This window comes from Neopoerus faecalis, from assembly GCF_029218125.1.
GTDB classification, from domain to species: domain Bacteria; phylum Bacillota; class Clostridia; order Oscillospirales; family Oscillospiraceae; genus Oscillibacter; species Oscillibacter faecalis_A.
Window position 1 is genome coordinate 124,315 of the sequence record NZ_JARFXX010000002.1, and the last position, 20,089, is coordinate 144,403.

The 20,089-nt window shown below is 59.5% G+C and carries 22 protein-coding genes and 2 tRNA genes; 7 read left to right on the forward strand and 17 right to left on the reverse strand.

What is annotated here, in order from left to right; all coding sequences use genetic code 11:
- Window positions 1-13: 13 nt before the first annotated feature.
- The gene (locus PY311_RS02910) at window positions 14-490 is read left to right on the forward strand and encodes a gamma carbonic anhydrase family protein (protein WP_286147181.1); all 477 of its coding nucleotides are present in this window, start codon (window positions 14-16) and stop codon (window positions 488-490) included.
- A 144-nt stretch (window positions 491-634) separates the two neighbouring features.
- On the forward strand, window positions 635-1,999 hold the full coding sequence (locus tag PY311_RS02915) for an MATE family efflux transporter (RefSeq protein WP_286147182.1): 1,365 nt from the start codon (window positions 635-637) through the stop codon (window positions 1,997-1,999).
- Between the two features lie 67 nt (window positions 2,000-2,066).
- On the opposite strand, the gene spoIIP is transcribed toward PY311_RS02915, so the two are convergent.
- The 3 genes from spoIIP to PY311_RS02930 all read right to left on the reverse strand — a co-directional run bounded on the left by spoIIP (window position 2,067) and on the right by PY311_RS02930 (window position 4,385).
- Window positions 2,067-3,230 (reverse strand): stage II sporulation protein P, encoded by a 1,164-nt coding sequence (gene spoIIP, locus PY311_RS02920; protein ID WP_286147183.1) that lies wholly within the window; start codon window positions 3,228-3,230, stop codon window positions 2,067-2,069.
- A 96-nt stretch (window positions 3,231-3,326) separates the two neighbouring features.
- The gene (locus tag PY311_RS02925; RefSeq protein WP_286147184.1) at window positions 3,327-4,157 is read right to left on the reverse strand and encodes a deoxyribonuclease IV; all 831 of its coding nucleotides are present in this window, start codon (window positions 4,155-4,157) and stop codon (window positions 3,327-3,329) included.
- Window positions 4,158-4,223: 66 nt separating this feature from the next.
- The gene (locus PY311_RS02930) at window positions 4,224-4,385 is read right to left on the reverse strand and encodes a hypothetical protein (protein ID WP_286147185.1); all 162 of its coding nucleotides are present in this window, start codon (window positions 4,383-4,385) and stop codon (window positions 4,224-4,226) included.
- Between the two features lie 253 nt (window positions 4,386-4,638).
- On the opposite strand from PY311_RS02930, the gene PY311_RS02935 reads away from it, so the two are divergent.
- Together PY311_RS02935 and PY311_RS02940 are read left to right on the forward strand one after the other, a co-directional pair.
- Window positions 4,639-5,706: a uridine kinase family protein gene (locus PY311_RS02935; RefSeq protein ID WP_286147186.1), complete on the forward strand. Its 1,068-nt coding sequence runs from the start codon at window positions 4,639-4,641 to the stop codon at window positions 5,704-5,706.
- Window positions 5,703-6,131 carry a DUF3842 family protein gene (locus PY311_RS02940; RefSeq protein ID WP_286147187.1) on the forward strand — a complete coding sequence of 143 codons (429 nt, stop codon included), beginning with the start codon at window positions 5,703-5,705 and terminating at the stop codon, window positions 6,129-6,131. Before PY311_RS02935 ends, PY311_RS02940 begins: the two co-directional genes overlap by 4 nt.
- A gap of 259 nt (window positions 6,132-6,390) precedes the next feature.
- Here PY311_RS02940 and PY311_RS02945 read toward each other — a convergent pair whose 3' ends face one another.
- From PY311_RS02945 to PY311_RS02960, 4 genes are all read right to left on the reverse strand, one after another.
- Window positions 6,391-6,990 carry a chromate transporter gene (locus tag PY311_RS02945; protein ID WP_286147188.1) on the reverse strand — a complete coding sequence of 200 codons (600 nt, stop codon included), beginning with the start codon at window positions 6,988-6,990 and terminating at the stop codon, window positions 6,391-6,393.
- The gene (locus PY311_RS02950; RefSeq protein WP_434059926.1) at window positions 6,987-7,538 is read right to left on the reverse strand and encodes a chromate transporter; all 552 of its coding nucleotides are present in this window, start codon (window positions 7,536-7,538) and stop codon (window positions 6,987-6,989) included. The genes PY311_RS02945 and PY311_RS02950 overlap by 4 nt, the downstream gene beginning before the upstream one ends.
- Window positions 7,539-7,667: 129 nt before the next feature.
- Window positions 7,668-8,228 (reverse strand): ECF transporter S component, encoded by a 561-nt coding sequence (locus PY311_RS02955; protein WP_286147190.1) that lies wholly within the window; start codon window positions 8,226-8,228, stop codon window positions 7,668-7,670.
- A gap of 143 nt (window positions 8,229-8,371) precedes the next feature.
- On the reverse strand, window positions 8,372-9,307 hold the full coding sequence (locus PY311_RS02960) for an SPFH domain-containing protein (RefSeq protein ID WP_286147191.1): 936 nt from the start codon (window positions 9,305-9,307) through the stop codon (window positions 8,372-8,374).
- 260 nt (window positions 9,308-9,567) lie between these two features.
- Between PY311_RS02960 and PY311_RS02965 the strand changes: the two genes are divergently transcribed.
- Window positions 9,568-9,659 (forward strand) — tRNA-Ser (locus PY311_RS02965).
- A gap of 57 nt (window positions 9,660-9,716) precedes the next feature.
- Window positions 9,717-9,804, forward strand: a tRNA-Leu gene (locus tag PY311_RS02970).
- Between the two features lie 65 nt (window positions 9,805-9,869).
- Here the strand turns inward: PY311_RS02970 and PY311_RS02975 are convergent.
- The 10 genes from PY311_RS02975 to PY311_RS03020 form a co-directional block, all read right to left on the reverse strand.
- Window positions 9,870-11,699, reverse strand: coding sequence for a M56 family metallopeptidase (locus PY311_RS02975; protein ID WP_286147192.1), 1,830 nt, complete (start codon window positions 11,697-11,699; stop codon window positions 9,870-9,872).
- Window positions 11,700-11,709: 10 nt separating this feature from the next.
- Window positions 11,710-12,069, reverse strand: a complete 360-nt coding sequence (locus PY311_RS02980; RefSeq protein WP_286147193.1) for a BlaI/MecI/CopY family transcriptional regulator — start codon at window positions 12,067-12,069, stop codon at window positions 11,710-11,712.
- A gap of 479 nt (window positions 12,070-12,548) precedes the next feature.
- Complete coding sequence (locus tag PY311_RS02985; RefSeq protein WP_286147194.1) at window positions 12,549-13,595, reverse strand: sulfate/molybdate ABC transporter ATP-binding protein; 1,047 nt, start codon at window positions 13,593-13,595, stop codon at window positions 12,549-12,551.
- On the reverse strand, window positions 13,592-14,278 hold the full coding sequence (modB, locus tag PY311_RS02990; RefSeq protein WP_286147195.1) for a molybdate ABC transporter permease subunit: 687 nt from the start codon (window positions 14,276-14,278) through the stop codon (window positions 13,592-13,594). Before modB ends, PY311_RS02985 begins: the two co-directional genes overlap by 4 nt.
- Before the next feature lie 102 nt (window positions 14,279-14,380).
- Window positions 14,381-15,259 (reverse strand): molybdate ABC transporter substrate-binding protein, encoded by an 879-nt coding sequence (modA, locus tag PY311_RS02995; RefSeq protein ID WP_286147196.1) that lies wholly within the window; start codon window positions 15,257-15,259, stop codon window positions 14,381-14,383.
- A gap of 118 nt (window positions 15,260-15,377) precedes the next feature.
- On the reverse strand, window positions 15,378-16,397 hold the full coding sequence (locus PY311_RS03000) for a molybdopterin-binding protein (RefSeq protein WP_286147197.1): 1,020 nt from the start codon (window positions 16,395-16,397) through the stop codon (window positions 15,378-15,380).
- Window positions 16,394-16,828 (reverse strand): MOSC domain-containing protein, encoded by a 435-nt coding sequence (locus PY311_RS03005; RefSeq protein ID WP_286147198.1) that lies wholly within the window; start codon window positions 16,826-16,828, stop codon window positions 16,394-16,396. The genes PY311_RS03000 and PY311_RS03005 overlap by 4 nt, the downstream gene beginning before the upstream one ends.
- A 2-nt stretch (window positions 16,829-16,830) precedes the next feature.
- Entirely contained in the window at window positions 16,831-17,310 is a 480-nt protein-coding gene (gene moaC, locus PY311_RS03010) for a cyclic pyranopterin monophosphate synthase MoaC (protein WP_286147199.1), read from the reverse strand.
- Between the two features lie 3 nt (window positions 17,311-17,313).
- On the reverse strand, window positions 17,314-18,258 hold the full coding sequence (gene moaA / locus PY311_RS03015; protein ID WP_286147200.1) for a GTP 3',8-cyclase MoaA: 945 nt from the start codon (window positions 18,256-18,258) through the stop codon (window positions 17,314-17,316).
- 18 nt (window positions 18,259-18,276) lie between these two features.
- Window positions 18,277-19,617, reverse strand: a complete 1,341-nt coding sequence (locus PY311_RS03020) for a glucose-6-phosphate isomerase (RefSeq protein WP_286147201.1) — start codon at window positions 19,615-19,617, stop codon at window positions 18,277-18,279.
- Window positions 19,618-19,910: 293 nt separating this feature from the next.
- Between PY311_RS03020 and PY311_RS03025 the strand changes: the two genes are divergently transcribed.
- On the forward strand, window positions 19,911-20,078 hold the full coding sequence (locus PY311_RS03025) for a hypothetical protein (protein WP_286147202.1): 168 nt from the start codon (window positions 19,911-19,913) through the stop codon (window positions 20,076-20,078).
- Window positions 20,079-20,089 lie beyond the last annotated feature (11 nt).

The following is a 20,089-nucleotide window of genomic DNA, read 5'->3' on the forward strand; positions in this document are numbered from 1 at the left end:
AGAGAGACTTACCATGTTCGCTAAACCGAGCTTTGATGAAACCGTTCTGGTCTGTCCCGGCGCCGCTATTGTTGGGAACGTCACGCTGGGGAAAAACGTCAGTGTGTGGTACAACGCCGTGCTCCGCGGGGATGAAGGGACCATCACTGTGGGAGAGAATACCAACATTCAGGACTGCGCCGTACTGCACGAGGAGACCCACGTGGGCGCGGGCTGCACCATCGGCCACGGCGCCATTGTCCACGGCTGTACCGTGGGTGACAACGTGCTCATCGGTATGGGCGCCACCGTTTTAAGCGGCGCGAAAATCGGCGATAACTGCATTGTGGGCGCCGGCGCGCTGGTCACCGGAAAAATGGACGCCCCTGCCGGCTCCATGCTCTTAGGCAGCCCTGCCAAGGTCATCCGCCCGCTGACGGAGGCGGAGATCGAGGGTGTGCGGGAATCCGCCCGGGGCTACTGCCAGTTGGCGGAGGAGTACCGGAAATAAACGCACAAACCGTAAAAAGCGCCGAAAGATACGGCCCTTTTGGCGTATCTTTCGGCGCTTTGCCGCTTGCGGCGCGGCCCGGTTTTGCATATACTTGCTCCGATATAAACGATCTTACGCTTTTTCCCATAAAGGAGTACCGATATGCCGCTGCATTTTTCCCCGCAGACAAAGCGGGTCTTTCATTTGTCCCTGCCGATTTTTGCCGAGCTGCTGCTGCAGCTTTTAGTGGGCAACATGGACCAGTTCATGATCGCCCATTTCGGCTCTGCCGCCGTAGCCTCCATCGGCAACGGCAATCAGGTGATGAACGTGGTCATCATTGTGCTGACCACCATGAGCACCGCCTCCACCATTTTGCTGACGCAGCACATCGGCGCGGGCCGCACCGGCGAGGAATGCGATGAGATCGCCACAGTGGGCATGACGGTCATTGCCGTGTTCAGCTTTGCGGTGGGACTTTTCCTGCTGCTGGACCCGGAGGTGCTGTTCCGCCTGCTGCGGACGCCGGAGGACGCCTTTGCCGGGGCCTGCCTCTATACCCGTATTGTGGGCGGCGGCGTGCTGCTGCAGGGCCTTTATATCGAGCTGTGCGCCATTCTCCGCAGTTATACGCTGCTCAAGGAGGTGGTGGCGGTCTCCGTGGTGATGAACCTTTTGAACGTGGCGGGCAATGCCATCCTCATCAACGGCTTTTTCGGCCTGCCGCAGTTGGGCGTCACCGGCGCGGCCATTTCCACGGATATTTCCAAGGCCGTAGGGCTGACGCTGGCCTATCTCACGCTGAAGAAAAAGTGCCCCGTCCGCTTTTCCCTCCGATATCTCCGGCCCTTCCCGGCGTCTACGTTCCGCTCCCTGCTGGGGATCGCCCTGCCCTCCGGCTCGGAGTCCCTTTCCTATAACGTGTCCCAGACATTCATCCTCCGCTTCATCAATCTCATGGGTACGGCGGCGGTCAGCGCCAAGGTCTACGGCAGTATGCTGGCCAACATTGCCTACGTGTACTCCATCGCCGCGGCGGAGGCCACTCAAATCATTTTGGGCTACATGATCGGCGCGGGAAAGCTGAAGGAGGTGTGCCCCCGGGTCTGGTCCACCATCCGCATTGCCCTTGCGGCCTCGGAGCTTCTGACGCTGGTGATCCTCATTTTCTGCGACCCCATTTACAGTATTTTCACCGCCGACCCTGTGATTCACCAGTTGGGCCGCCAGATTCTCTACGTGGAATTTGCGCTGGAGATCGGCCGCTCCATCAACATCGTTATGGTCCGGGGGCTGACCACCGCCGGCGATGTCTGGTATCCCGTGACCGTTGGTATTTTCAGTATGTGGCTGGTGTCCGTCGGCGGAAGCTGGCTTTTAGGCGATGTGCTGGGCTGGGGCCTTGCCGGTATCTGGATCGCCATGGCCTGTGACGAATGTCTCCGGGGGCTGCTGTTCACCATCCGCTTCCAGCGGGGGAAGTGGAAGGAAAAGCGGCTGGTGTCCGGCCTGCCGAAGCAGGATTGAGCAAAAAGCAATTCTATCAACGCACCACGCCCCCGGCCAACGGCCGGGGGCGTGGTCTGTTGTGCACCTATTTGCTCCGTTCCTCCAATACCTGCACCAGCTCCCGGGCAAACAGGCGGGCGGACAGCTCCGCCTCTTCCGGGGCGTTGCCGGCAGTGCCAACCTCAAGGAGCAGCGAGCCGTGGGTGGCATGCTGATTGTAGCGGGAGTTCCGCAGCAGCAGCGGCCGCATCAGCGTGGGGTAGTCCGTGAGCACCTGTTCCTGTACCGCCGCGGCCAGCCGGAGGTTTTCTATCCAGTCCGGATGGCTCAGCCCGCCGCCATCGCTGCCTACCACCAGTGAAAGCTGGGCGGCGGTGCCGACACCGTCGATGTCCGACACCACCTTGATTTGGTTCCCGGCGCTGTCCTCAATGGCGTCCCGGTGAACGTCGAGGACAAAGTGGATGGAGGGATACTGCTTCAGCGCCGCCTCAATGGCCGGCAGCGCCCGGTCATAGGCCCCAGCATATTCGGGATAGTCATAGAGCGTGCGGTCATGGAGCACGGAAATACCCGCCTTCCCCAGTTCCTCCGCAATGGCGTCCCCCATGTGGACCACATTGTACCGGGTGTCCGTGGTGCGGCAGTCCCCGGACCAGACCACCTCCGTACCCGGTACCGGCGTGTAGCCCTCACTGCCGTGGGTGTGGAGAATCAGCACCTGCGGCGCCTCGCCGGTGAGCTCGGCGGCAAAGGGCTTTTGCAGCTCCTCGCTGGAGAGGGTGTATTTTGTGGAATTACTGATGTACACCCGGCCAAAAACCGTGTAGCCGCTGGGGTCTGTGGGAATCAGCGTCTTGGCGGCCACGCCGTTGTCCGTTCCGGCGGAAGTCTCGGCCTCCGGCGTCTGGGGTGTTTCCTCTATCGGCTGCGTCACCGGGGCAGGTGCCTCAGCCTCCGGCGTTTCCTCGCTTTGGCGGCGGAGTTCGTAAATGTCCCGCCGCGCGGAAAGTAGCAGCGGGGACTGACTCAGCGTCAGCACCGCCGCCGGGGAAAGTCCGTCCGGCAAACCGGGGTCCCCTAACTGCCACCGCAGCAGCGTTAGCGGCACCTCCTGCCGCAGCGCCGCCCATGCGTCGGCGGCGGTGGTGCTGCCTGCTGTGACGCTGACAGTCCACAGCGTTGCCCCGGCAAGGGCCAGTGCGCCGAGAGGCCGCAGCAGCTCGGAAAATCGGTTCTTTCGTTTCATGCGCTTCACCTCTTGGGACAAACCTATGCGCCCGGAGATGAAAAAATGCCCCACGGTTTTCCGTGGGGTATTTTGACGAATGAAAGATATTTTTCGCTATTGTGCCCGCTCACGCATCAGCGCGATCTCCCGGGCGTAGCCCGGCAGGTCATTGGGGGTCTCCAGACAAAACGGCAATCCCCGCAGCGCGGGATGCGTCACGATTCGGGTCAGGGCCTCTAAGCCGAGCTGACCCTCGCCGATGCGGGCGTGGCGGTCCTTGTGGCTGCCGCAGGGGTTCAGGCTGTCATTGAGGTGCACGGCCCGCAGCCGGTCGAGGCCGATCACGCGGTCAAACTCCGTCAAAACCCCGTCCAAATCGTGCACAAGGTCATATCCGGCATCGGACACATGACAGGTGTCAAGACAGATGTACACCTTATCCCTTTGCTCCACGCGGTCCCAGATCTCCCGCAGCTCCTCAAAGCGGCTGCCGACCTCGGTGCCCTTGCCCGCCATAGTCTCCAGCAGGACTGTGGTGGTCTGCTCCGGGGTCAGAACGGCGTTCAGCCCCTCGGCTATGTAGGCGATGCCGGTCTCCACGCCCTGTCCCACATGGCTGCCGGGGTGGAAATTGTAGAGCTGACCGGGAATGTGCTCCATCCGTTCCAGATCGTCTCGCATGAGCGCTTGGGCGAAGCGGCGGTTTTCTTCCGCCGCGCCGCAGAGGTTCAGCGTATAGGGCGCGTGGGCGATGATGGGGGCAAAGCGGTTTTCCCGCAGCAGTTCCGTCAGGGCGTCCGCATCGGCGGCGTCCAGCGCCTTGGCGCGGCTCCCCCGGGGATTGCGGGTAAAAAACTGGAATGTGTCCGCGCCCAATGCCAATGCCTGACGTCCCATGGCGCAAAGCCCCTTGGCAGAGGATAAATGACAGCCGATGTGCAGCATAGCCGCCTCCTGTGGTAAAAGTAAGTATGTATAGCATACCACGTTTGGCGGCAGTTGTCACGGTGTCTATGCGCCTTTTTCGGCGGGCGCCTCCTGTTCCGCCTCCAAAAACAACTCCTCGGCCCGCCGCTGGGCCTCCATCAGCGTCAGGCTCAGTTGGCGGAGGGCCTCCTCCGCATCGGTGATGGTGTTGAACAGCAGGGTGTATTCCTTCGTTAATGTATTCATGTTCAGTTGTCCTTTCTGCCTTCCACATTTGTTCTCATAATTTTTTGATACGGTCTTGAAAAGCATTTTCTGCGGTGATTGGCTCTATCATACAGACATCCGACTGCATTTTCTGTCCCTTTTTGTCGAGAGAATCAAAAAAATTCACACAGGCTTAATATCCCGCAAATTACGGGGGAAAAGGGCTTGCAGGCGGGGGCGGAACAGGGTATGATAAGGGACAGAAAACAAGATCGGGAAGGAACGAGCGGACATGGACACGGCAGCGACAAGAGAATTTTTACGCGCGCAGATGGCAAACCGGCCGGAATCACGGCTTCAGGACCTTTGCAAGGCGCTGTACCAGAGCACATTCGGCTGCGGTCATCTCATCTCCGACGTCGCTGCTGCCGAGCAGAGCATCCGGGAGGAGCTGGCGGCGGGGGTTCCGTCCTGCCGGGACATCGAGCCGCTGGATGGGCTGTGGGACCGGGTGCCGCTGGGAATTTTAGCAGGTGTCTTGACACCTGCTACGCTGGCCCGGGCCTTTGCGCTGTCTGCTGCCATGCCCCGGGAGGACACGGCGGCGCTGGAGGCGCGGCTGGACGTCCTGCGGGCGCTGCTGGCGGAGGGTGCGCTGCCCTATAACGCCGCAGAGGCAGAGGCGGAGCTGGCACGCTGGCAGATGGCGGGCTATCCGGCCTGTCACCACTCGGCAGACTACCGGGCGGCCTACCACCCGGCCTACCGGGTGCTGCACCGGCACTATACCCATTTGCTGCCGCTGCTGGAGACCATTGACGGTGCGCTGGCAGCGCAGGAGCGGGTGCTGCTGGCCATTGAGGGCGGCGCTGCCGGCGGCAAGACCACGCTATCGCGGGAGCTTTCGGAGCTGTACCCGGACAGCGCCGTTTTCCACGCGGATGATTTCTTCCTCCGGCCGGAGCAGCGGACGCCGGAGCGCTTCGCCCAGCCCGGGGGCAACATGGACCGGGAGCGGCTGGAGGCGGAGGTGCTGGTGCCCCTCCGCCGGGGCGAGGCGGCGGTCTACCGCCCCTTTGACTGCGGGACCATGACCCTGCGGCCGCCGGTGACGGTGCGGCCCGCGCGGCTGAACATCGTGGAGGGGGCCTACAGCCTCCACCCATCGCTGGAGAAGTATTATGACCTGTCCGTTTTTCTGGACGTCACGCCGGAGACCCAGCGCCGCCGGATTTTATCCCGAAACGGAGCGGAATGGGGACAGCGCTTTTTTGAGCGGTGGATTCCGCTGGAGACCGCCTATTTTCAGGAAACTGCCACAGTGGCGCGCTGTACGCTGCGGCTGAAGGAGGACGTATGAAGCTGGTCATTATTGACGGACAGAACGGCCGCATGGGCGCGCTTTTGACCGAGCGGGTCAAGGCCGCCGGACTGCCCCTTGAAACGCTGGTGGTGGGAACCAACGCCATTGCCACCGCCGCCATGATGAAAGCAGGGGCGGATCGGGGGGCTACCGGGGAAAACCCGGTGCTGGTAGCCTGCCGGGATGCGGACATCATCGCCGGGCCCATCGGTATTCTGATGGCAGACGCCCTGATGGGGGAGATCACCCCCGCCATCGCCGTGGCTATCGGCCAGAGCCGCGCCCAGAAGGTGCTGCTGCCAGTGAACAGCCATTGCGGCAAGATCGTGGTGGGCGTCCGAGAGCTGACGCTCTCCCGTATTATGGACGAGGCCGTGGAGGTACTGCGGGAGCTGTGTGCGCCGCAGGCCACAACGCTGTGAGACATTTGCAGTATCAAAAAAGCGGGTCTGAGTTTTACTCAGACCCGCTTGAGACTGTCGATCAAGTGGTAAATCCTCCGCAACGGTAAGGAAGGGTGTGTGCGAGAAACCCAAGAAGGGTGTCCTGCGCCATTGAAATCCTTAGTTTTCAGAACTTTTATGAAGTTCTGAAAACTTGTTCAGCGGGGAGAAAAGACTTTTTCGACACGCTGAAGCGGGTCTGAGTTTTACTCAGACCCGCTTTTTAAGCAGCAGTGAATTATACGCCGCCAAAGCGCAGAACAATGCCCGCCACGGCGGAAATACCGATGAACACGATGGGGTGCCAGCCCTTAGTGGCCTTGACACAGTTGGTCAGCACCAGCAGCACCGCCGCAAGGACAAGGCCCATATAGTTCAGAGAACCGGCCCACTGGAAGCTGTTCCATAGACCGGTGGCAGAGCTGTTGACCCGGAGCAATACCTGAAGCACCACACCGGCGCAGGCGGCGGCAATAAGGCCGGAGGAGGCGGGGCGCAGACCGTAAAAGGCGTTGGCTACATATTTGCTGTCCCGGAATTTTGTCAGCATGGCCGCCACAATGAGAATCACGATGATGGAGGGCGTTATCTCACCGATGGTGGCGATGACCGCGCCGGGGATACCGGCCACGGCAAAGCCTACATAGGTTGCCATATTGACGCCGATGGGGCCGGGAGTAGACTCCGAGACTGCCACCATATTCATCAGTTCCGTCTGGGTGTACCAGCCGGTGACGGCACCGATGTTTTTCAGAAAGGGCAGTGTGGCCATGCCGCCGCCAATGGCGAACAGGCCGGTTTTGAAAAATTCCCAGAATAAACGAATGTAAATGCTCATTTCACGGCCCTCTCTTCCAGATTCTTCAGCACAAGTCCTGCAATGGCCGCCAGCAGCACGAACCACACCGGGGAAATGGTCAAAAACAGACTGCCTGCCGCTACCAGCAGAAAAATCACGGTGGTGCGCTTGTCAATGACGGATTTTTTCAGCAGCTTTAAAACGGCATTGAAAATCAGCACGCACACGCACACCTGAATTGCGGCAAAGGCGTTCTGCACCCAGGCAAGGTGAGAGAAATTGGTGATGAGGCCCGCTAAAATGGAGATGATGATCAGCGAGGGGAGCACAACGCCCAGCGTGGCAACAATGCCGCCCAGAACCCCTTTGTACTTCTGGCCGATAAATGTGCCGATGTTCACGGCGATGACGCCCGGCGTACATTGGCTGATGGCGTAATAGTCCATCAGTTCCTCCTCTGTGGCCCAATGCTTATTTTCCACAACCTCCCGCTGAAGAATCGGCAGCATGGCGTAGCCGCCGCCAAAGGTCATGACACCGATTTTGGCGAAGGTCAAAAACAGCTCTAAAAATTCGTTCACAGGCATAAAGCTCCTTTACTGGGAAATGTAACTTTTTTCATTATACTTATTTTCCGGCAAAAAGCAAGCCCGGTCTTTCCGGGCGGCCCGCAGGGGGACCCGCCGCGCAAGGACCGGGCTTGGGATGGCCGTATATCAGGGGAGCTGGATATGCGCCCGCTTCAACGCGTGCCGCAGAGCGAGGCACAGCGGGGGCGATAGAAGAATGGCCACCGCGCCATTAAAAAGAGAGGCGGGGATTTTCAGAGGCAGGGCCGCAGCCGCCGTGGCGGCGGTGAGGCCGCCCATCAGCAGCCCGTCATAGGCAAAGGACTTGAAGAAATAGAGAATGTAATAAGCCACGCAGCCCAGTGCGGCGGCCACGGTGCAGCGGCCATACTTGGGTTCTTCACGATCCGCCATGGCAAGACCGGCCACCAGTCCCATCACGCCCTTGGTAATGAGGGTGATCCAACATTCCGGCGCGTAGGCGGGGTTCGTCAGATCATACAGGGCGGATCCCACGCCGGAGGCCGCGCCGCCCACAGGTCCCAGCAGCAGGCCGGACAGGCAGCACATGATATTTGCCAGCGTGAAGGAGGTCCGCCCACCAATGGCGATAGGCATGGTCACACGGAGATAGTTGCTGACAAAGACCAGTGCGGTCATCATGCCCAGCATGGTCAGCTTGTTGATATTTCGCTTGTTCTGTTCCATAAAAAACACTTCCAATTTTGAGATGCCCTCATGGTAGCAGATAGCTGAACCTATTTCAAATGCCAGATATGAATTTTTTAATAGGTTCAGTGCTTGTGAAAAAAGCCCCGCAGTCAGAGGACTGCGGGGCCTGATTATCGATATTATGCCTTGGGGTCTTCCGTTTCAAATACGGTCTTGGCACCGGCAGCCAAGCCCGCCAGACCCTGAAGCTCACTGGGGATGATGATCTTCGTGGCCTTGCCGTCCGCCACCTTCGTCATGGTCTCCAGCGCTTTCAGCTTCACCACCTGATCGTTGGGGGCCGCCTCGTTCAGCAGCTTCAGGGCGTCCGCCGTGGCCTGCTGAACCTTCATAATGGCCTCGCTCTCTGCCTCGGCCGCCAGAATCTTTGCGGTCTTTTCCGCCTCGGCCTCCATGATCTTGGCCTGCTTGGCGGCGTCAGCCCGGAGAATGGCGGACTGCTTCTCACCCTCGGCCACCAGAATCTGGCTCTGCTTCTGGCCCTCGGCCTGCAAAATGGATTCCCGGCGCTCCCGCTCCGCCTTCATCTGCTTTTCCATGGCGTTCTGAATTTCCTTGGGCGGGATGATGTTCTTCAGCTCCACGCGGTTGACCTTGATGCCCCACGGATCCGTGGCCTCGTCCAGAATGGAGCGCATCCGGGAGTTGATGGTGTCGCGGCTGGTGAGGGACTGGTCCAGCTCCATATCGCCGATGATGTTGCGGAGGGTGGTGGCTGTCAGGTTCTCAATGGCGTTCATGGGGTGCTCCACGCCGTAGGTGTACAGCTTGGGGTCGGTGATCTGGAAATAAATGACCGTGTCGATCTGCATGGTGACGTTATCCTTGGTGATCACGGGCTGGGGCGCAAAGTCCGCTACCTGCTCTTTCAGGCTGACCTTTTTGGCCACGCGCTCAATAAAGGGCACCTTCAAGTGCAGGCCCACATTCCATACGGTGCGGAACGCGCCCAGGCGCTCCACCACATAGGCCCGGGACTGCTGCACGATGACGATGTTGCTGACGATCAGCAGCAAAATCAGGATGATAAGGATGGGAACAATGATCCACTCCATAAGAACTCCTCCATTTTCATAGCGGTATCCGGCTGTGTTTGTAAGCTATATTCTACCTTATTTTTCCCGGCGGCGCAAGAGAGAATTCACATCTCCGCCCCGGCAGGATGACAGTTCCAGTGAGGCGCTCCGATCGGAAACGCAAAATTTTCTGAAAAACTCCAAAAAGGGCTTGACTTTTTACCTGTTTCTGATATACTAATAACGCTGTCTCACAGGACAGTCAAGTGAATCAGTTTTCGTGAACTGGACACAGCTATGGAGAAGTCGCCTAGTTGGTCGAGGGCGCATGATTGGAAATCATGTAGGCTCCTAAAGGGTCTCGAGGGTTCGAATCCCTCCTTCTCCGCCACAAATCCCATCGGAGTGATTCTCCGATGGGTCCCCTTTTGGGGTGAGGCTCATCAATGCGCGAGTGGTGGAATTGGCAGACTCGCTAGATTCAGGTTCTAGTGTGCATTACGCACGTGCGGGTTCAAGTCCCGCCTCGCGCACCAAAAAAGGAACAGGGTATCCAATCGGATGCCCTGTTCCTTTTTTATATTGGCCTCATCGCAGCGCTTTATTCGGCGGCGTAGCGGCTGAGAATTTCGTCCGCTTCGCTCTGCTTCATGTTCCCCAGCTTTACCTGTTCGGTACAAAAGGGCTTTACGGCGGCCAGCATTTCCGCATTTGTTTCATAGGGGCCGAAGGTGTGCTCCTCGCCGTTGTCTAACTTGACGTACAGCTCCTTTGTGTCCGTTGAGGTGCCGATGTCGGCGGGGTTGTAGCTCATCATCAACTGGTCCTGCCCGTCCACGGATTTGGAGTACATGACACCGTTTTTGATGTCCGCCAGAATGTCCTCGTACATGGCGATGGTCTCATCGATCTTCTCTTGGGTCCAAACGAAGCTGCCGCTGCCGCTTGTCCACGCGCTCTCCCCCAGCAGGCTTTGCAGCTGCACCTTTTCCTTGTCCAGCCATGCCTTGTACTCGTCATACGTCCACCATTCGACGTCCGGCGTGGGGAAACGGGCCTCAAATTCCGCGTCCATCAGCGGCTCAAAGGTCTTGCCGTCATCGAAGCTATAATAGGTCCTTCCATCATCGGGATTCACATAGGACATAAGCGACCCGTCTTCGGCCTCGGTTTCCACGCTGTTCATGCGGCGGTCAACGAGCTCGACAAACTGCTTTTTGGTGATTGCTGCAAGCTCGGTAAGCTTATCGCCGCTGCCGCGTCTGACGTTTAAATAAATGCCGTTGGCAGCGGAATCATCTGTGTAGATGCCGCCATTGTCATCGTATATTCCGGCAATGGGACTTTTCTGATAGTACCAATGGTCCTTTTGCAAGGAGATTCCGGCGGCGAGGTATTCCGCACTTGGCTTCGGTGGCTCACCGGACTCGACAGCCTCCGTATTTCTGCCGGAGATTGAGCCGTGTGCGGTATTGGCAGTATCCTCTTTGGCCGAGGTGGCAAAGACTGTTACCGTTCCGGCAACAAGTACCGCCGCCAGAAGCAGGGATATGACCGTAATTTTTTTCGTTTTCATAATGGCTGTGATCCTTTCTTCTATTACGTTTTTGCTGAAGTGATTGCAAAGGGGCATCAGCCCGCTTTGGACCTCCTCCATACGAATGAGGACGCGGGCGTAGGAGGCCCTTGCGTCATGGCCGAAGCGGCGGATAACGGCCTCGTCGCAGGATAGCTCTATGTCTCTGTTTGCGAGAGCATACATCGCCCACACCGCCGGATTGAACCAATGCACGCAGACAGCGGTGATCAGCAGGAGCTTGGCGGCCGTGTCAAGCCGTCGGATATGGACAAATTCATGCTCCAGAACGAATTGCAGTGATGCTTCATCGTCCCAGTCCGTTTCCTTCGGCATCAAAATGACCGGGTGCAGGAGGCCAAAGGTCAGCGGGGAGGAAATGCGGTCGGTCTGGCGGAGCGTAATTGTGCGCCGCAGGGGATGCGCTTGAAGCCAACGCCGGGAGGCGTCATTTTCCACCGGCAGGGACATTTGGAACTCCCGATAACAGTTCCGGTAGGCCATGGCGAAGGTGACCGTACAAAGAGCCGTGCCCACCGCCCAGATAATGCTCCCTACGGGAAGCGCCGCTTCAGAAACGGAAACGGACTGGGGCAAAGCGGCGGCCTGTCCTGCCAGAACGGCGGAGACTGCCGCGGCGGGGATATTCGCCGTTACCGGCGCCGGAGTCCGTTTCAGCAGGGAATAGATGCTCAGAGCGGAGGGGAGAGAAAGGGGAATCAGCAGCCGGAAAAGCGCGATGCCCCAAAGCACCGGAAATGTCCTTTTCGGCACATGGTCCATTGCAAGAGCGTGGATGACTGTGATGACTAAAATCATGACGCCGCCCGCGAGGCTCATTTGCAGCAAGCTCATATCGCGTCCCTCATTCCAGCTCTCCGACGATTTGCTTGAGCCTTTCTATTTGTTCGGCAGAGAGCTTTTTTCTGCCGAGAAGCGCCGCAAACAGCTTGTCGGCAGAGCCATCATAGACCTTGTTGATCAGTTCATTTGTTTCCGCCTCCTGAACCGCCGACTTGGGAATTAAAGCGTGGCACAGAAAGCCCGGTTCACTGCGCGCAACAGCGCCCTTTTTTATGCAGCGCTTGATAAGGGTGTAGGTGGTGTTTACATTCCAGCCCACCTCTTGTGATAGTGTTTTGGCGATTTCCTTGGCCGGGGTATCTCCCTCGCGCCAGAGAACGTCCATGACCTTCAGCTCTGAGTCAAACAGCTTATTATCCATAAAAGCACCTCCAGATAAGACTGCAGTAGTATCTGTGAACGTATACTACCGCAGTCTTATATTGCTGTCAATACGACTGCGGTAGTATTTTGAAAAAATTCTGAGGCGCGAGTAAAAAACAAAACCGGGAGGGCCGTATCAGCGGCCCTCCCGGCAGCGTGTCGAAAAAGTCTCTTCTCCCCGCTGAACAAGTTTTCAGAACTTCATAAAAGTTCTGAAAACTAAGGATTTCAATGGCGCAGGGAAATAGGCGAAGCGCCGCCGGTGGCGGATCAAGCGAGCTTGTTTCGAGGAAGGCTCCCAAACAGCGGATACGCAGTATCCGCTGTTTGGTCTGAGCCGACGGTGTATCCCTTCTTGGGTTTCCCGCGCACACCCTTCCTTACCGCTGCGGAGGATTTACCACTTGATCGACAGTCTCCCGGGAGGGCCGTATCAGCGGCCCTCCCGGTTCATATCCCGTCTGTAATTTTTGAGGCTTATTGCAAAAGCAGAATATCCTCGGGCTGCACGGCGGCCCACAGGCGCGGCGGTGCTTGCAGCTCCTCCCAACGGCTCTGGGACAGCTCCATCCGCAGGCAGGCGGCATGGTCGGGGGAGCCCTCCGGGACAAGGAGTACCGTGACGGTGAAGGCGTCCCGAATTGTCCGCTCCACGCGGCAGGGGAACGCACCGGGGGTCTCCGGCGGCACCGGCGTGATCTGATGCGCCCGGATTCCGATTTTGCCGCAGTCCGGCGGCACGGCGCGGCCGCAAGGGAGCGTCAGCCCCCACTGGGGCAGCAGCACGGCGTCCCCGGCGGGGTGGGCCTCTACGATATTTTCGCAGCCGGACAGCCGGGCGGCGCTTTCCGTTCCCGGCCGGTGGAGCAGCTGCTCCGGTGTCAGCGTCCCCTGTGAGTGCCCATGGTCCAGCACGCATATCTGTCGGCAGCTGCGGAATACCTCGCCCCGGTCATGGGACACCCAGAGAATCGGCCCACGAAAGGCGGCCAGCAAATCGGAAAGTTCCAGTTCAAGCTGCCACTTCAGATAGCTGTCCAGCGCGGAAAAGGGCTCATCCAGCAAAATAGCCTCCGGCTTGGCGCAGAGGATTCGGGCCAGCGCCACCCGCTGCTGCTGTCCGCCGGAGAGTTGGGCGGGGTAGTGATGCTCCAGCCCCTCCAGCCGGAACCGGCGGACAGCATCCGATAGGGCGGCGCCCTTTTCCGTCTTGCTGCCGGGGATGGCGCAGAGGATATTTTTTTCCACGGTCATCGTGGGAAACAGAGCATAATTCTGGAACAGATACCCCATCCGCCGCCGCTGGGGCGGCAGGTCGATGTGCGCCGCGCTGTCAAACAGTACCCGGTCATTGAGCACGATGCGGCCCCGGTCCGGCGTGACGATGCCGGCAATGCATTTGAGGGTCATGCTTTTGCCGCAGCCGGAGGCACCTGATAGGGCAGTTACCTCGTCCTGTGCCTGAAGCTGCACCTGAAGGTGAAAACTGCCCAGCCTTTTTTCAATATCGATCAGCAGGCTCATCCCCGCCGCCTCCTTCCCGCGTTCACCAGAAAGTCCCGGCGCTCCAACAGGTTGACCGCCAGCAGCACCACGGCGGAAATGGCAAGGTTCACCATGACCCATTTCATGGCCAGCGCGTCATCATTCGTCTGCCAGAGTTGGTAAACGGTGGTGGAGATGGTAGCGGTGCGGCCGGGGGTGTACCCGGCAATCATACTGGTGGCGCCATATTCTCCCAGTGCCCGGGCAAAGGCCAGCACCGTGCCGGCAAGAATGCCCTGCCGGCAGCAGGGCATCCGCACCCGCCAGAAGATCCATGTGTTGGAAAGACCCAGCGTCTGGCCAGCGTAAGCCAGCGTCTCGTCAAAGGCCTCGAAGGCCCCCCGGACCGTGCGGTACATCAGGGGGAAGATCACCACGGCGGTAGCGAAGATGGCGGACCACCAGGTCATTACCACCTTGATGCCGAACTGCTTTAGCAGCCACGCGCCGATGATGCGCTTCGGCCCTAAAAGGCGCAGCAGCAGATAGCCCACCACGGTGGGGGGCAGCACCAACGGCAGCGTCAGCACCACATCCAGAATCCCCTTGAGGACGCGGGGCAGGCGGGCGATGTAATAGGCGGCGAGGATGCCGAGGAAAAAAATGAGGACCGTGGAGATCAGCGCGATCCGCAGCGAGTTCCATAGGGGAAACAGGTCCATAAGTTACCTCCTGAGGGGGAAGGGATGAAGGACCGACGGCCCGCCGCCGTATCAGCGGCGGGCAAGCGATTTATCGTCGGCCTTTTCAGAAATAGTTCTCGGTCAAGCGGCGGAGAAGCCCACGGACTCAAACACGGTCATGGCTGCGTCGGTTTGGAGATAGGCCAGGAAGTCCTGGGCGGCATCCTCCTTGTCTCCCTTGAGTACGGCGGCGGGATAGATGACCTGACCGCACATCTCGGCAGTGGCGCTGTCCACCACCGTCAGACCGGCGGAGTGGGCATCGGTGGCGTAGATGATGCCGCAGTCCACGGCACCCTCGCTGACCTGAGAGGCAACCTCCTTCACGTTGTTGCCGTAGGTCAGAACGCCGGAGGCGGCCAATGCAGCTTCATCCAAGCCGTAATAATCAAAAATTTGCATGGTGTACTGACCCACGGGCACATCGCTGTTGCCCATGGCCAGCAGCACATCACCGCCCTTCAGCAACTCGGCAAGCTGGTCAAAGCTCTCAATGCCCTTGGGATTGCCCTCGGGCACCGTCAGCGTGACCTTGTTTTCCAGCAGGTCCACGCGGCTGTCGGTGACAATGAGGTCCAGACCGTCGGGATTCTTCTCGGTGTCATCCTTCAGGCTTCCGTCAACGGCATCCATCTGCTTGAGTGCGGCGGAAACGAACAGATCGCAGTCCGCGCCCTCCTTGAGCTGCTTGAGCAGTGTGCCGGAGGAATCGAAGTTATAGGTGATGGTGACATTGGGGTGGGCCTGTTGATAGGTCTCCTTGAGGGTGTTCATGGTCTCCGTCATGGAGGCGGCGGCAAACACGATCAGCTCTACAGGCTCATCCGCGGGTTGCTCTGTGGCGTTGTCCCCGGTCTGGGTATTGCCGGCGGCATCGGCATTGCTGTCGGTCTTGCCGCCGCAGGCGGCGAGGGACAGGGTCAGGCACAGGGCCAGCAGCAGGGACAAATACTTTTTCATGTTGGTTCTTCCTTTTTGATTCGATGGAAAATTGATCTCGACTTTACGGAGTAAAGCGTGATACTCAATTAAGATGAACGGTTCGGAAAAGCAAGAGCGCACTTGGGCGCTCTTGCTTTTATTTTCCGAAGGGACAGTCAGGCCAGTGGCACGGCCTGCACCCAAGGCATAGTCCGCCCTCGCCCATCACCGCGAAGTCCGTCCGGGTCATTTCCACCCCAGCGGCGATGCGGGGCAGGGCCAGATCAAAAATAGTGGCTCCGGCGTACATCACGCAGCCGGGCAGACCCATTATGGGTGTGTCATCCTCGAAATAGCCCAGCAGGAACATGGCACCGGGCAGCACCGGAGCGCCGTAGGTGACGATGTGGGCGCCGCTTTGCCGGATTCCGCCGGGAGTGTTGTCATCCGGGTCCACGCTCATGCCGCCGGTGCCGAGAATGAGGTCGGCGCCCGTCTGCCGGGCCTCGGCAATGGCGTTTGCCACGTTGTCAACCCCGTCCCCGGAGTAGAGGACGGAAACGGTCTCAATGCCGTAGGCGGCCAGCTTGTCCCGTACCACCGGGGTGAAGGTATCTTGGATCAGGCCGTTTTTTACCTCACTGCCGGTGGCCACAATGGCGGCGGTTTTCTTTACGTAGGGCAGCAGCTTCAGCAGGGGGGCGGTTCCCGCCGCTGCTTCGGCGGCGCGCAGCCTTTCTTCCTCAATGATGAGGGGAATCACCCGCATTCCTGCCAGCTTGTCCCCCTTTTTCACGGCGGTATTGCCCTTCCGCGTGGCAATCATGATGTCCTCAATGCTGTTGACAGCAATGAGCCGCCGGGAATCCACCTGAAACAAACCGTCGCAGGCGGCCTTCAGCTCGATCTTGCCCTCCTTGACCTCGCTGCGGGTCATGTTTTCCTGACCGCACAGGGCCAGAAGCCGCTCCGCCGCGTCATTTTCGTGCACCATGCCGGGGGTCATTTCCCATACGTAAAGGTGCTCCTTTCCCATGGAGAGCAGCACGGGAATGTCCGCCTCCGTGACGATGTGGCCCTTACGGAACCGGGCGTCCTTATACTGATCCTTGATAATTTGGGTCATGTCATGGCACAGCACATGGCCCACGGCGTCCTCTGTGCGAATCAGCTTCATTTCAGCACCTCGATTTCATCTCCGGCACGGACTGTGCCCTCCTTGACCACCACGGCGAAGATGCCCTCCGTGGGCATGACGCACTTGCCTACCGCCTTTTTGATGGCGCAGTCATTGTGGCACTCCTTGCCGATCTGCGTCACCTCCACCTCCGTCTCACCGATCCGCAGGTGGGTTCCCACGGGCAGGCCCTTGAGGTCGATGCCCTCCGTATTGATGTTTTCCGCGAAGATACCGGCGTTCAGCGGGATAGGGGAGGCGGCGCGCATGGTGTCCACGCTTTCCGAGGCCAGCAGGGAAATCTGCCGGTGCCAGTCCCCGGCGTGGGCGTCCCCCACGATGCCGTGGCGCAGCTTCAGTTGAATTTCCGCTACAGGCGTTTTGATGGTTCCCTTTTTCTCGCTGATGTTGACGGACAGAACCCTTGCCATGACTATTCCTCCGCCCGGTAATCGCCGCTCTTGCCGCCTGTTTTTTCCAGCAGACGGAGATTGGTGATCTTCATGTCCTTCTGCACGGCCTTGCACATATCGTAAATGGTCAGGGCGGCCACGGAAACGGCGGTCAGCGCCTCTATTTCCACACCGGTGACGCCGGTGCAGGCAACGGCGGCCTGAATTTCCACCCTACAGGGCGTATCGCACAGGCGGAACGTGATGTCGATGCCTGTCAGGGGCAGGGGGTGGCACATGGGAATCAGCTCCCAGTTATGCTTAGCGGCCTGAATCCCCGCCACCTGTGCCACGGCCAGCACATCCCCCTTTTTCAGTGTGCCGTTTTTAATGTGGGCCATGGTCTCCGGCGCAATGTGAATCTCACCGGCAGCCACCGCCCGCCGGTGGGTGACGGGCTTTTCCGTCACGTCCACCATCCGGGCGCGGCCCTGTTCATTGAAATGGGTCAGCTCTCCCATGCTTCAGCCTCCGATCTCATTCATAGTGCGGGGCGTCCCGCTGGGGCCCTCCGTCAGGCAGTGCCCCCTTGGCTTTTGAAAAATGCCCCGGCGAAGGGCGTCTTTTAGCGCCGGGCCGTGGAGCCCCCGGAGGGAAATTTCCTCCCGGCTGTGGAGACAGCCCTTCAGCCTCCCGTCCGCCGTGACGCGGATTCGGCGGCAGTCCCCGCAAAATTCGTGGCTCAGGGGGGCGATCAACCCCACCGTTCCAACAGCCCCCGGCAGACGGAACCGCCGCGCTACGCCCTCCGGCGGCAGTGCCTTTAGCTCCGGTAGACGCGCCAATACGGTGTCCGCCGGGAGAAAGCACTCCTTGTCCCATCCGGCGCAGGGGCCCATGGGCATCAGCTCAATGAACCGCACCTCCCACGGGTGGGTCAGGGTCAGCTCCGCCAGCGGGCGGATTTCGTTGTCATTAAAGCCACCGATGAGCACGGTGTCCAGCTTGAGCTGCTTGAAGCCGGCCCGCTCCGCCGCTTGGATTCCGGAGAGGACATCCTCCAAGGAGCCGGTGCGGGTCATGGCGCGGAAGTGCTCCGGGTGCAGGGTGTCGAGACTGATGTTCAGCCGGTCCACCCCGGCGTCCCGCAGAGGGGCGGCCAGAGCGGTGAGCTGACTTCCGTTGGTGGTGAGGCAGAGCTCCCGCAGGCCGGGAATGGCCCGAAGCGCCCGACAGAGCTCCACAATACCCCGCCGCACCAGCGGCTCACCGCCGGTGACGCGGATCTTCATAATGCCGAGCCCCACGGCGGCAGCGGCGATCTCCACATATTCCTCCAGCGAAAGAATGGAGGAATGGGGCAGCTTTTCCACTCCCTCCGGCGGCATACAGTACCGGCAGCGGTAATTGCACAGGTCGGTGACGCTGAGCCGAAGGTAATCAACGGTCCGGCCATATTGATCCTTCATGGCAGGACCTCCTTTTTATCAGCGGCGGGCGTTCAGCCTTGCCTCCAGCTCGGCGCGCCGCGTCTCATAGCCCGGCTTCCCCAGCAGGGCGAACATATTGCTCTTGTACCCCTCTACACCGGGCTGGTCAAAGGGGTTCACGTCCAGCAGATAGCCGGAAAGGCCGCAGGCGTACTCAAAGAAGTAAATGAGTTCGCCCAGCGCCCGGGGCGTTTTGCCCTCGGCCTCAATGATAATGTTGGGGACGCCGCCCTGACTATGGGCCAGCAGCGTGCCCTCCATGGCACGGTCCCGGATATGGTCCATAGAGGCTCCGGCAAGGAAATTCAGCCCGTCACCGTCCGTCGCGTCCCGGGGGACGGTGAGCTGCCGGGCCGAGGGGCCGAGGCGCACCACGGTCTCAAAGAGAATGCGGCGGCCCGCCTGAATGTATTGGCCCATGGAGTGCAGGTCGGCGGTAAATTCCACGCTGGCGGGGAACAGACCCTTTCCGTCCTTGCCCTCGCTCTCGCCGAAGAGCTGCTTCCACCACTCCGCCATAAAGCGGAAGGCCGGGTCATAGCAGGCCAGCAGCTCCACGGAAAAGCCTTTGTGGTACAGCTCGTGCCGCAGCGCGGCATACTGCCACGCGGGGCTTCCAAAGGAGGTGTCGGCACAGCGGGCCATCATGTCCGCCGCGCCCTCCATCAAGGCGGTAATGTTCACACCGGCTGCCGCGATGGGGAGAAGCCCCACGGCGGTGAGTACGGAGTATCGCCCGCCGATGTCATCCGGCACTACAAACGTCTCCCAGCCCTCACTGTCCGCCAGTGATTTCAGCGCGCCGCGGGCGCGGTCGGTGGTGGCGTAAATACGTCCGCGGGCGCCCTCTTTTCCGTATTTTTTCTCCAGCGCATCCCGGAAAAAGCGGAAGGCCACGGCGGGCTCCGTGGTGGTGCCGGATTTGGAAATGACATTGACGGAGAAATCCACATCCGCCACCAGCTCCAGCACCTCGTCCAGAGCGTCGGAGGAAAGGCCGTTGCCGATGAAATAAATGTTGGGCGTGGATTTATGCTTCAGGTTATAGTTGGGGGAGCACAGACAGTCGATGACACCCCGGGCGCCTAAGTAGCTGCCGCCGATGCCGATGACCACCAGCGCTTGAGAGTCGCTTTGAATCTTTCGGGCGGCGGCTTGGATTCGGGCAAATTCCGCCCGGTCGTAGGCCCGGGGCAGGTGCACCCAGCCGGTGAATTCTCCGCCGAGGCCGCTGCCGTTTTGCAGCTTCTCGTGGGCACCCTTCAGCCGGGGCAGCAGGGCTTCCTGATAGGGCAGGGGCAGGAACGATTGCAGATCAAAGAGCTGAACATCCAACATACAAACCACCCTTTCGTAAATAAAGCACCGTCATGTGCCTGAAAAAATAAAGGCAAAGGGACCTTGCTTTGTTCACAGTATACCATATTGCGCCGGGAAACAGCAAGGGAAAAGCAGGGGAAAAACAGGGCGGCGGGAGCGGCGAAAAAATATTTTGAAAAAATTTTCAAAATCCTGCAACAAACCGGCGCCCTGAAGCGTCTATAAGACAGAGGGGTCGCTGAGGAAGCGGCCGCCGATGAATGAAAACAGAAGACGCGCGCCATGCGCCAAGAGAGAAAGGAGATCATGGTATGAAGAATATGGGTTATGGAATCAGAGACTCCGTAAAGGCCGCCGCTGCGGTGCTGTGCCTTGTCAACGCGGCGCTGCTGGCGATTTTGCTCATGAGCGCCTTTGATCTCGGCGGCGTGAATGAGAGCGCGGGCGTTTTGTTTGACAGCCTGCTGGCAGGACTGTAAAATCGAAAGAA

What these genes read in the sequence shown, in the direction of transcription:
- PY311_RS03005 (WP_286147198.1), bottom strand. Translation starts at nt 16,828, where the DNA reads ATGGCAAGGGTTCTGTCCGTCAACATCAGCGAGAAAAAGGGAACCATC.
- spoIIP (WP_286147183.1), bottom strand. Translation starts at nt 3,230, where the DNA reads ATGAAACGAAAGAACCGATTTTCCGAGCTGCTGCGGCCTCTCGGCGCA.
- modA (WP_286147196.1), bottom strand. Translation starts at nt 15,259, where the DNA reads ATGAAAAAGTATTTGTCCCTGCTGCTGGCCCTGTGCCTGACCCTGTCC.
- PY311_RS02950 (WP_434059926.1), bottom strand. Translation starts at nt 7,538, where the DNA reads ATGCCTGTGAACGAATTTTTAGAGCTGTTTTTGACCTTCGCCAAAATC.
- PY311_RS02945 (WP_286147188.1), bottom strand. Translation starts at nt 6,990, where the DNA reads ATGAGCATTTACATTCGTTTATTCTGGGAATTTTTCAAAACCGGCCTG.
- PY311_RS03025 (WP_286147202.1), top strand. Translation starts at nt 19,911, where the DNA reads ATGAAGAATATGGGTTATGGAATCAGAGACTCCGTAAAGGCCGCCGCT.
- PY311_RS03000 (WP_286147197.1), bottom strand. Translation starts at nt 16,397, where the DNA reads ATGAAGCTGATTCGCACAGAGGACGCCGTGGGCCATGTGCTGTGCCAT.
- PY311_RS02915 (WP_286147182.1), top strand. Translation starts at nt 635, where the DNA reads ATGCCGCTGCATTTTTCCCCGCAGACAAAGCGGGTCTTTCATTTGTCC.
- PY311_RS02935 (WP_286147186.1), top strand. Translation starts at nt 4,639, where the DNA reads ATGGACACGGCAGCGACAAGAGAATTTTTACGCGCGCAGATGGCAAAC.
- PY311_RS02975 (WP_286147192.1), bottom strand. Translation starts at nt 11,699, where the DNA reads ATGAGCTTGCTGCAAATGAGCCTCGCGGGCGGCGTCATGATTTTAGTC.
- PY311_RS02910 (WP_286147181.1), top strand. Translation starts at nt 14, where the DNA reads ATGTTCGCTAAACCGAGCTTTGATGAAACCGTTCTGGTCTGTCCCGGC.
- PY311_RS02955 (WP_286147190.1), bottom strand. Translation starts at nt 8,228, where the DNA reads ATGGAACAGAACAAGCGAAATATCAACAAGCTGACCATGCTGGGCATG.
- PY311_RS02930 (WP_286147185.1), bottom strand. Translation starts at nt 4,385, where the DNA reads ATGAATACATTAACGAAGGAATACACCCTGCTGTTCAACACCATCACC.
- PY311_RS02960 (WP_286147191.1), bottom strand. Translation starts at nt 9,307, where the DNA reads ATGGAGTGGATCATTGTTCCCATCCTTATCATCCTGATTTTGCTGCTG.
- PY311_RS02940 (WP_286147187.1), top strand. Translation starts at nt 5,703, where the DNA reads ATGAAGCTGGTCATTATTGACGGACAGAACGGCCGCATGGGCGCGCTT.
- PY311_RS02985 (WP_286147194.1), bottom strand. Translation starts at nt 13,595, where the DNA reads ATGAGCCTGCTGATCGATATTGAAAAAAGGCTGGGCAGTTTTCACCTT.
- moaA (WP_286147200.1), bottom strand. Translation starts at nt 18,258, where the DNA reads ATGAAGGATCAATATGGCCGGACCGTTGATTACCTTCGGCTCAGCGTC.
- moaC (WP_286147199.1), bottom strand. Translation starts at nt 17,310, where the DNA reads ATGGGAGAGCTGACCCATTTCAATGAACAGGGCCGCGCCCGGATGGTG.
- PY311_RS02980 (WP_286147193.1), bottom strand. Translation starts at nt 12,069, where the DNA reads ATGGATAATAAGCTGTTTGACTCAGAGCTGAAGGTCATGGACGTTCTC.
- modB (WP_286147195.1), bottom strand. Translation starts at nt 14,278, where the DNA reads ATGGACCTGTTTCCCCTATGGAACTCGCTGCGGATCGCGCTGATCTCC.
- PY311_RS02925 (WP_286147184.1), bottom strand. Translation starts at nt 4,157, where the DNA reads ATGCTGCACATCGGCTGTCATTTATCCTCTGCCAAGGGGCTTTGCGCC.
- PY311_RS03020 (WP_286147201.1), bottom strand. Translation starts at nt 19,617, where the DNA reads ATGTTGGATGTTCAGCTCTTTGATCTGCAATCGTTCCTGCCCCTGCCC.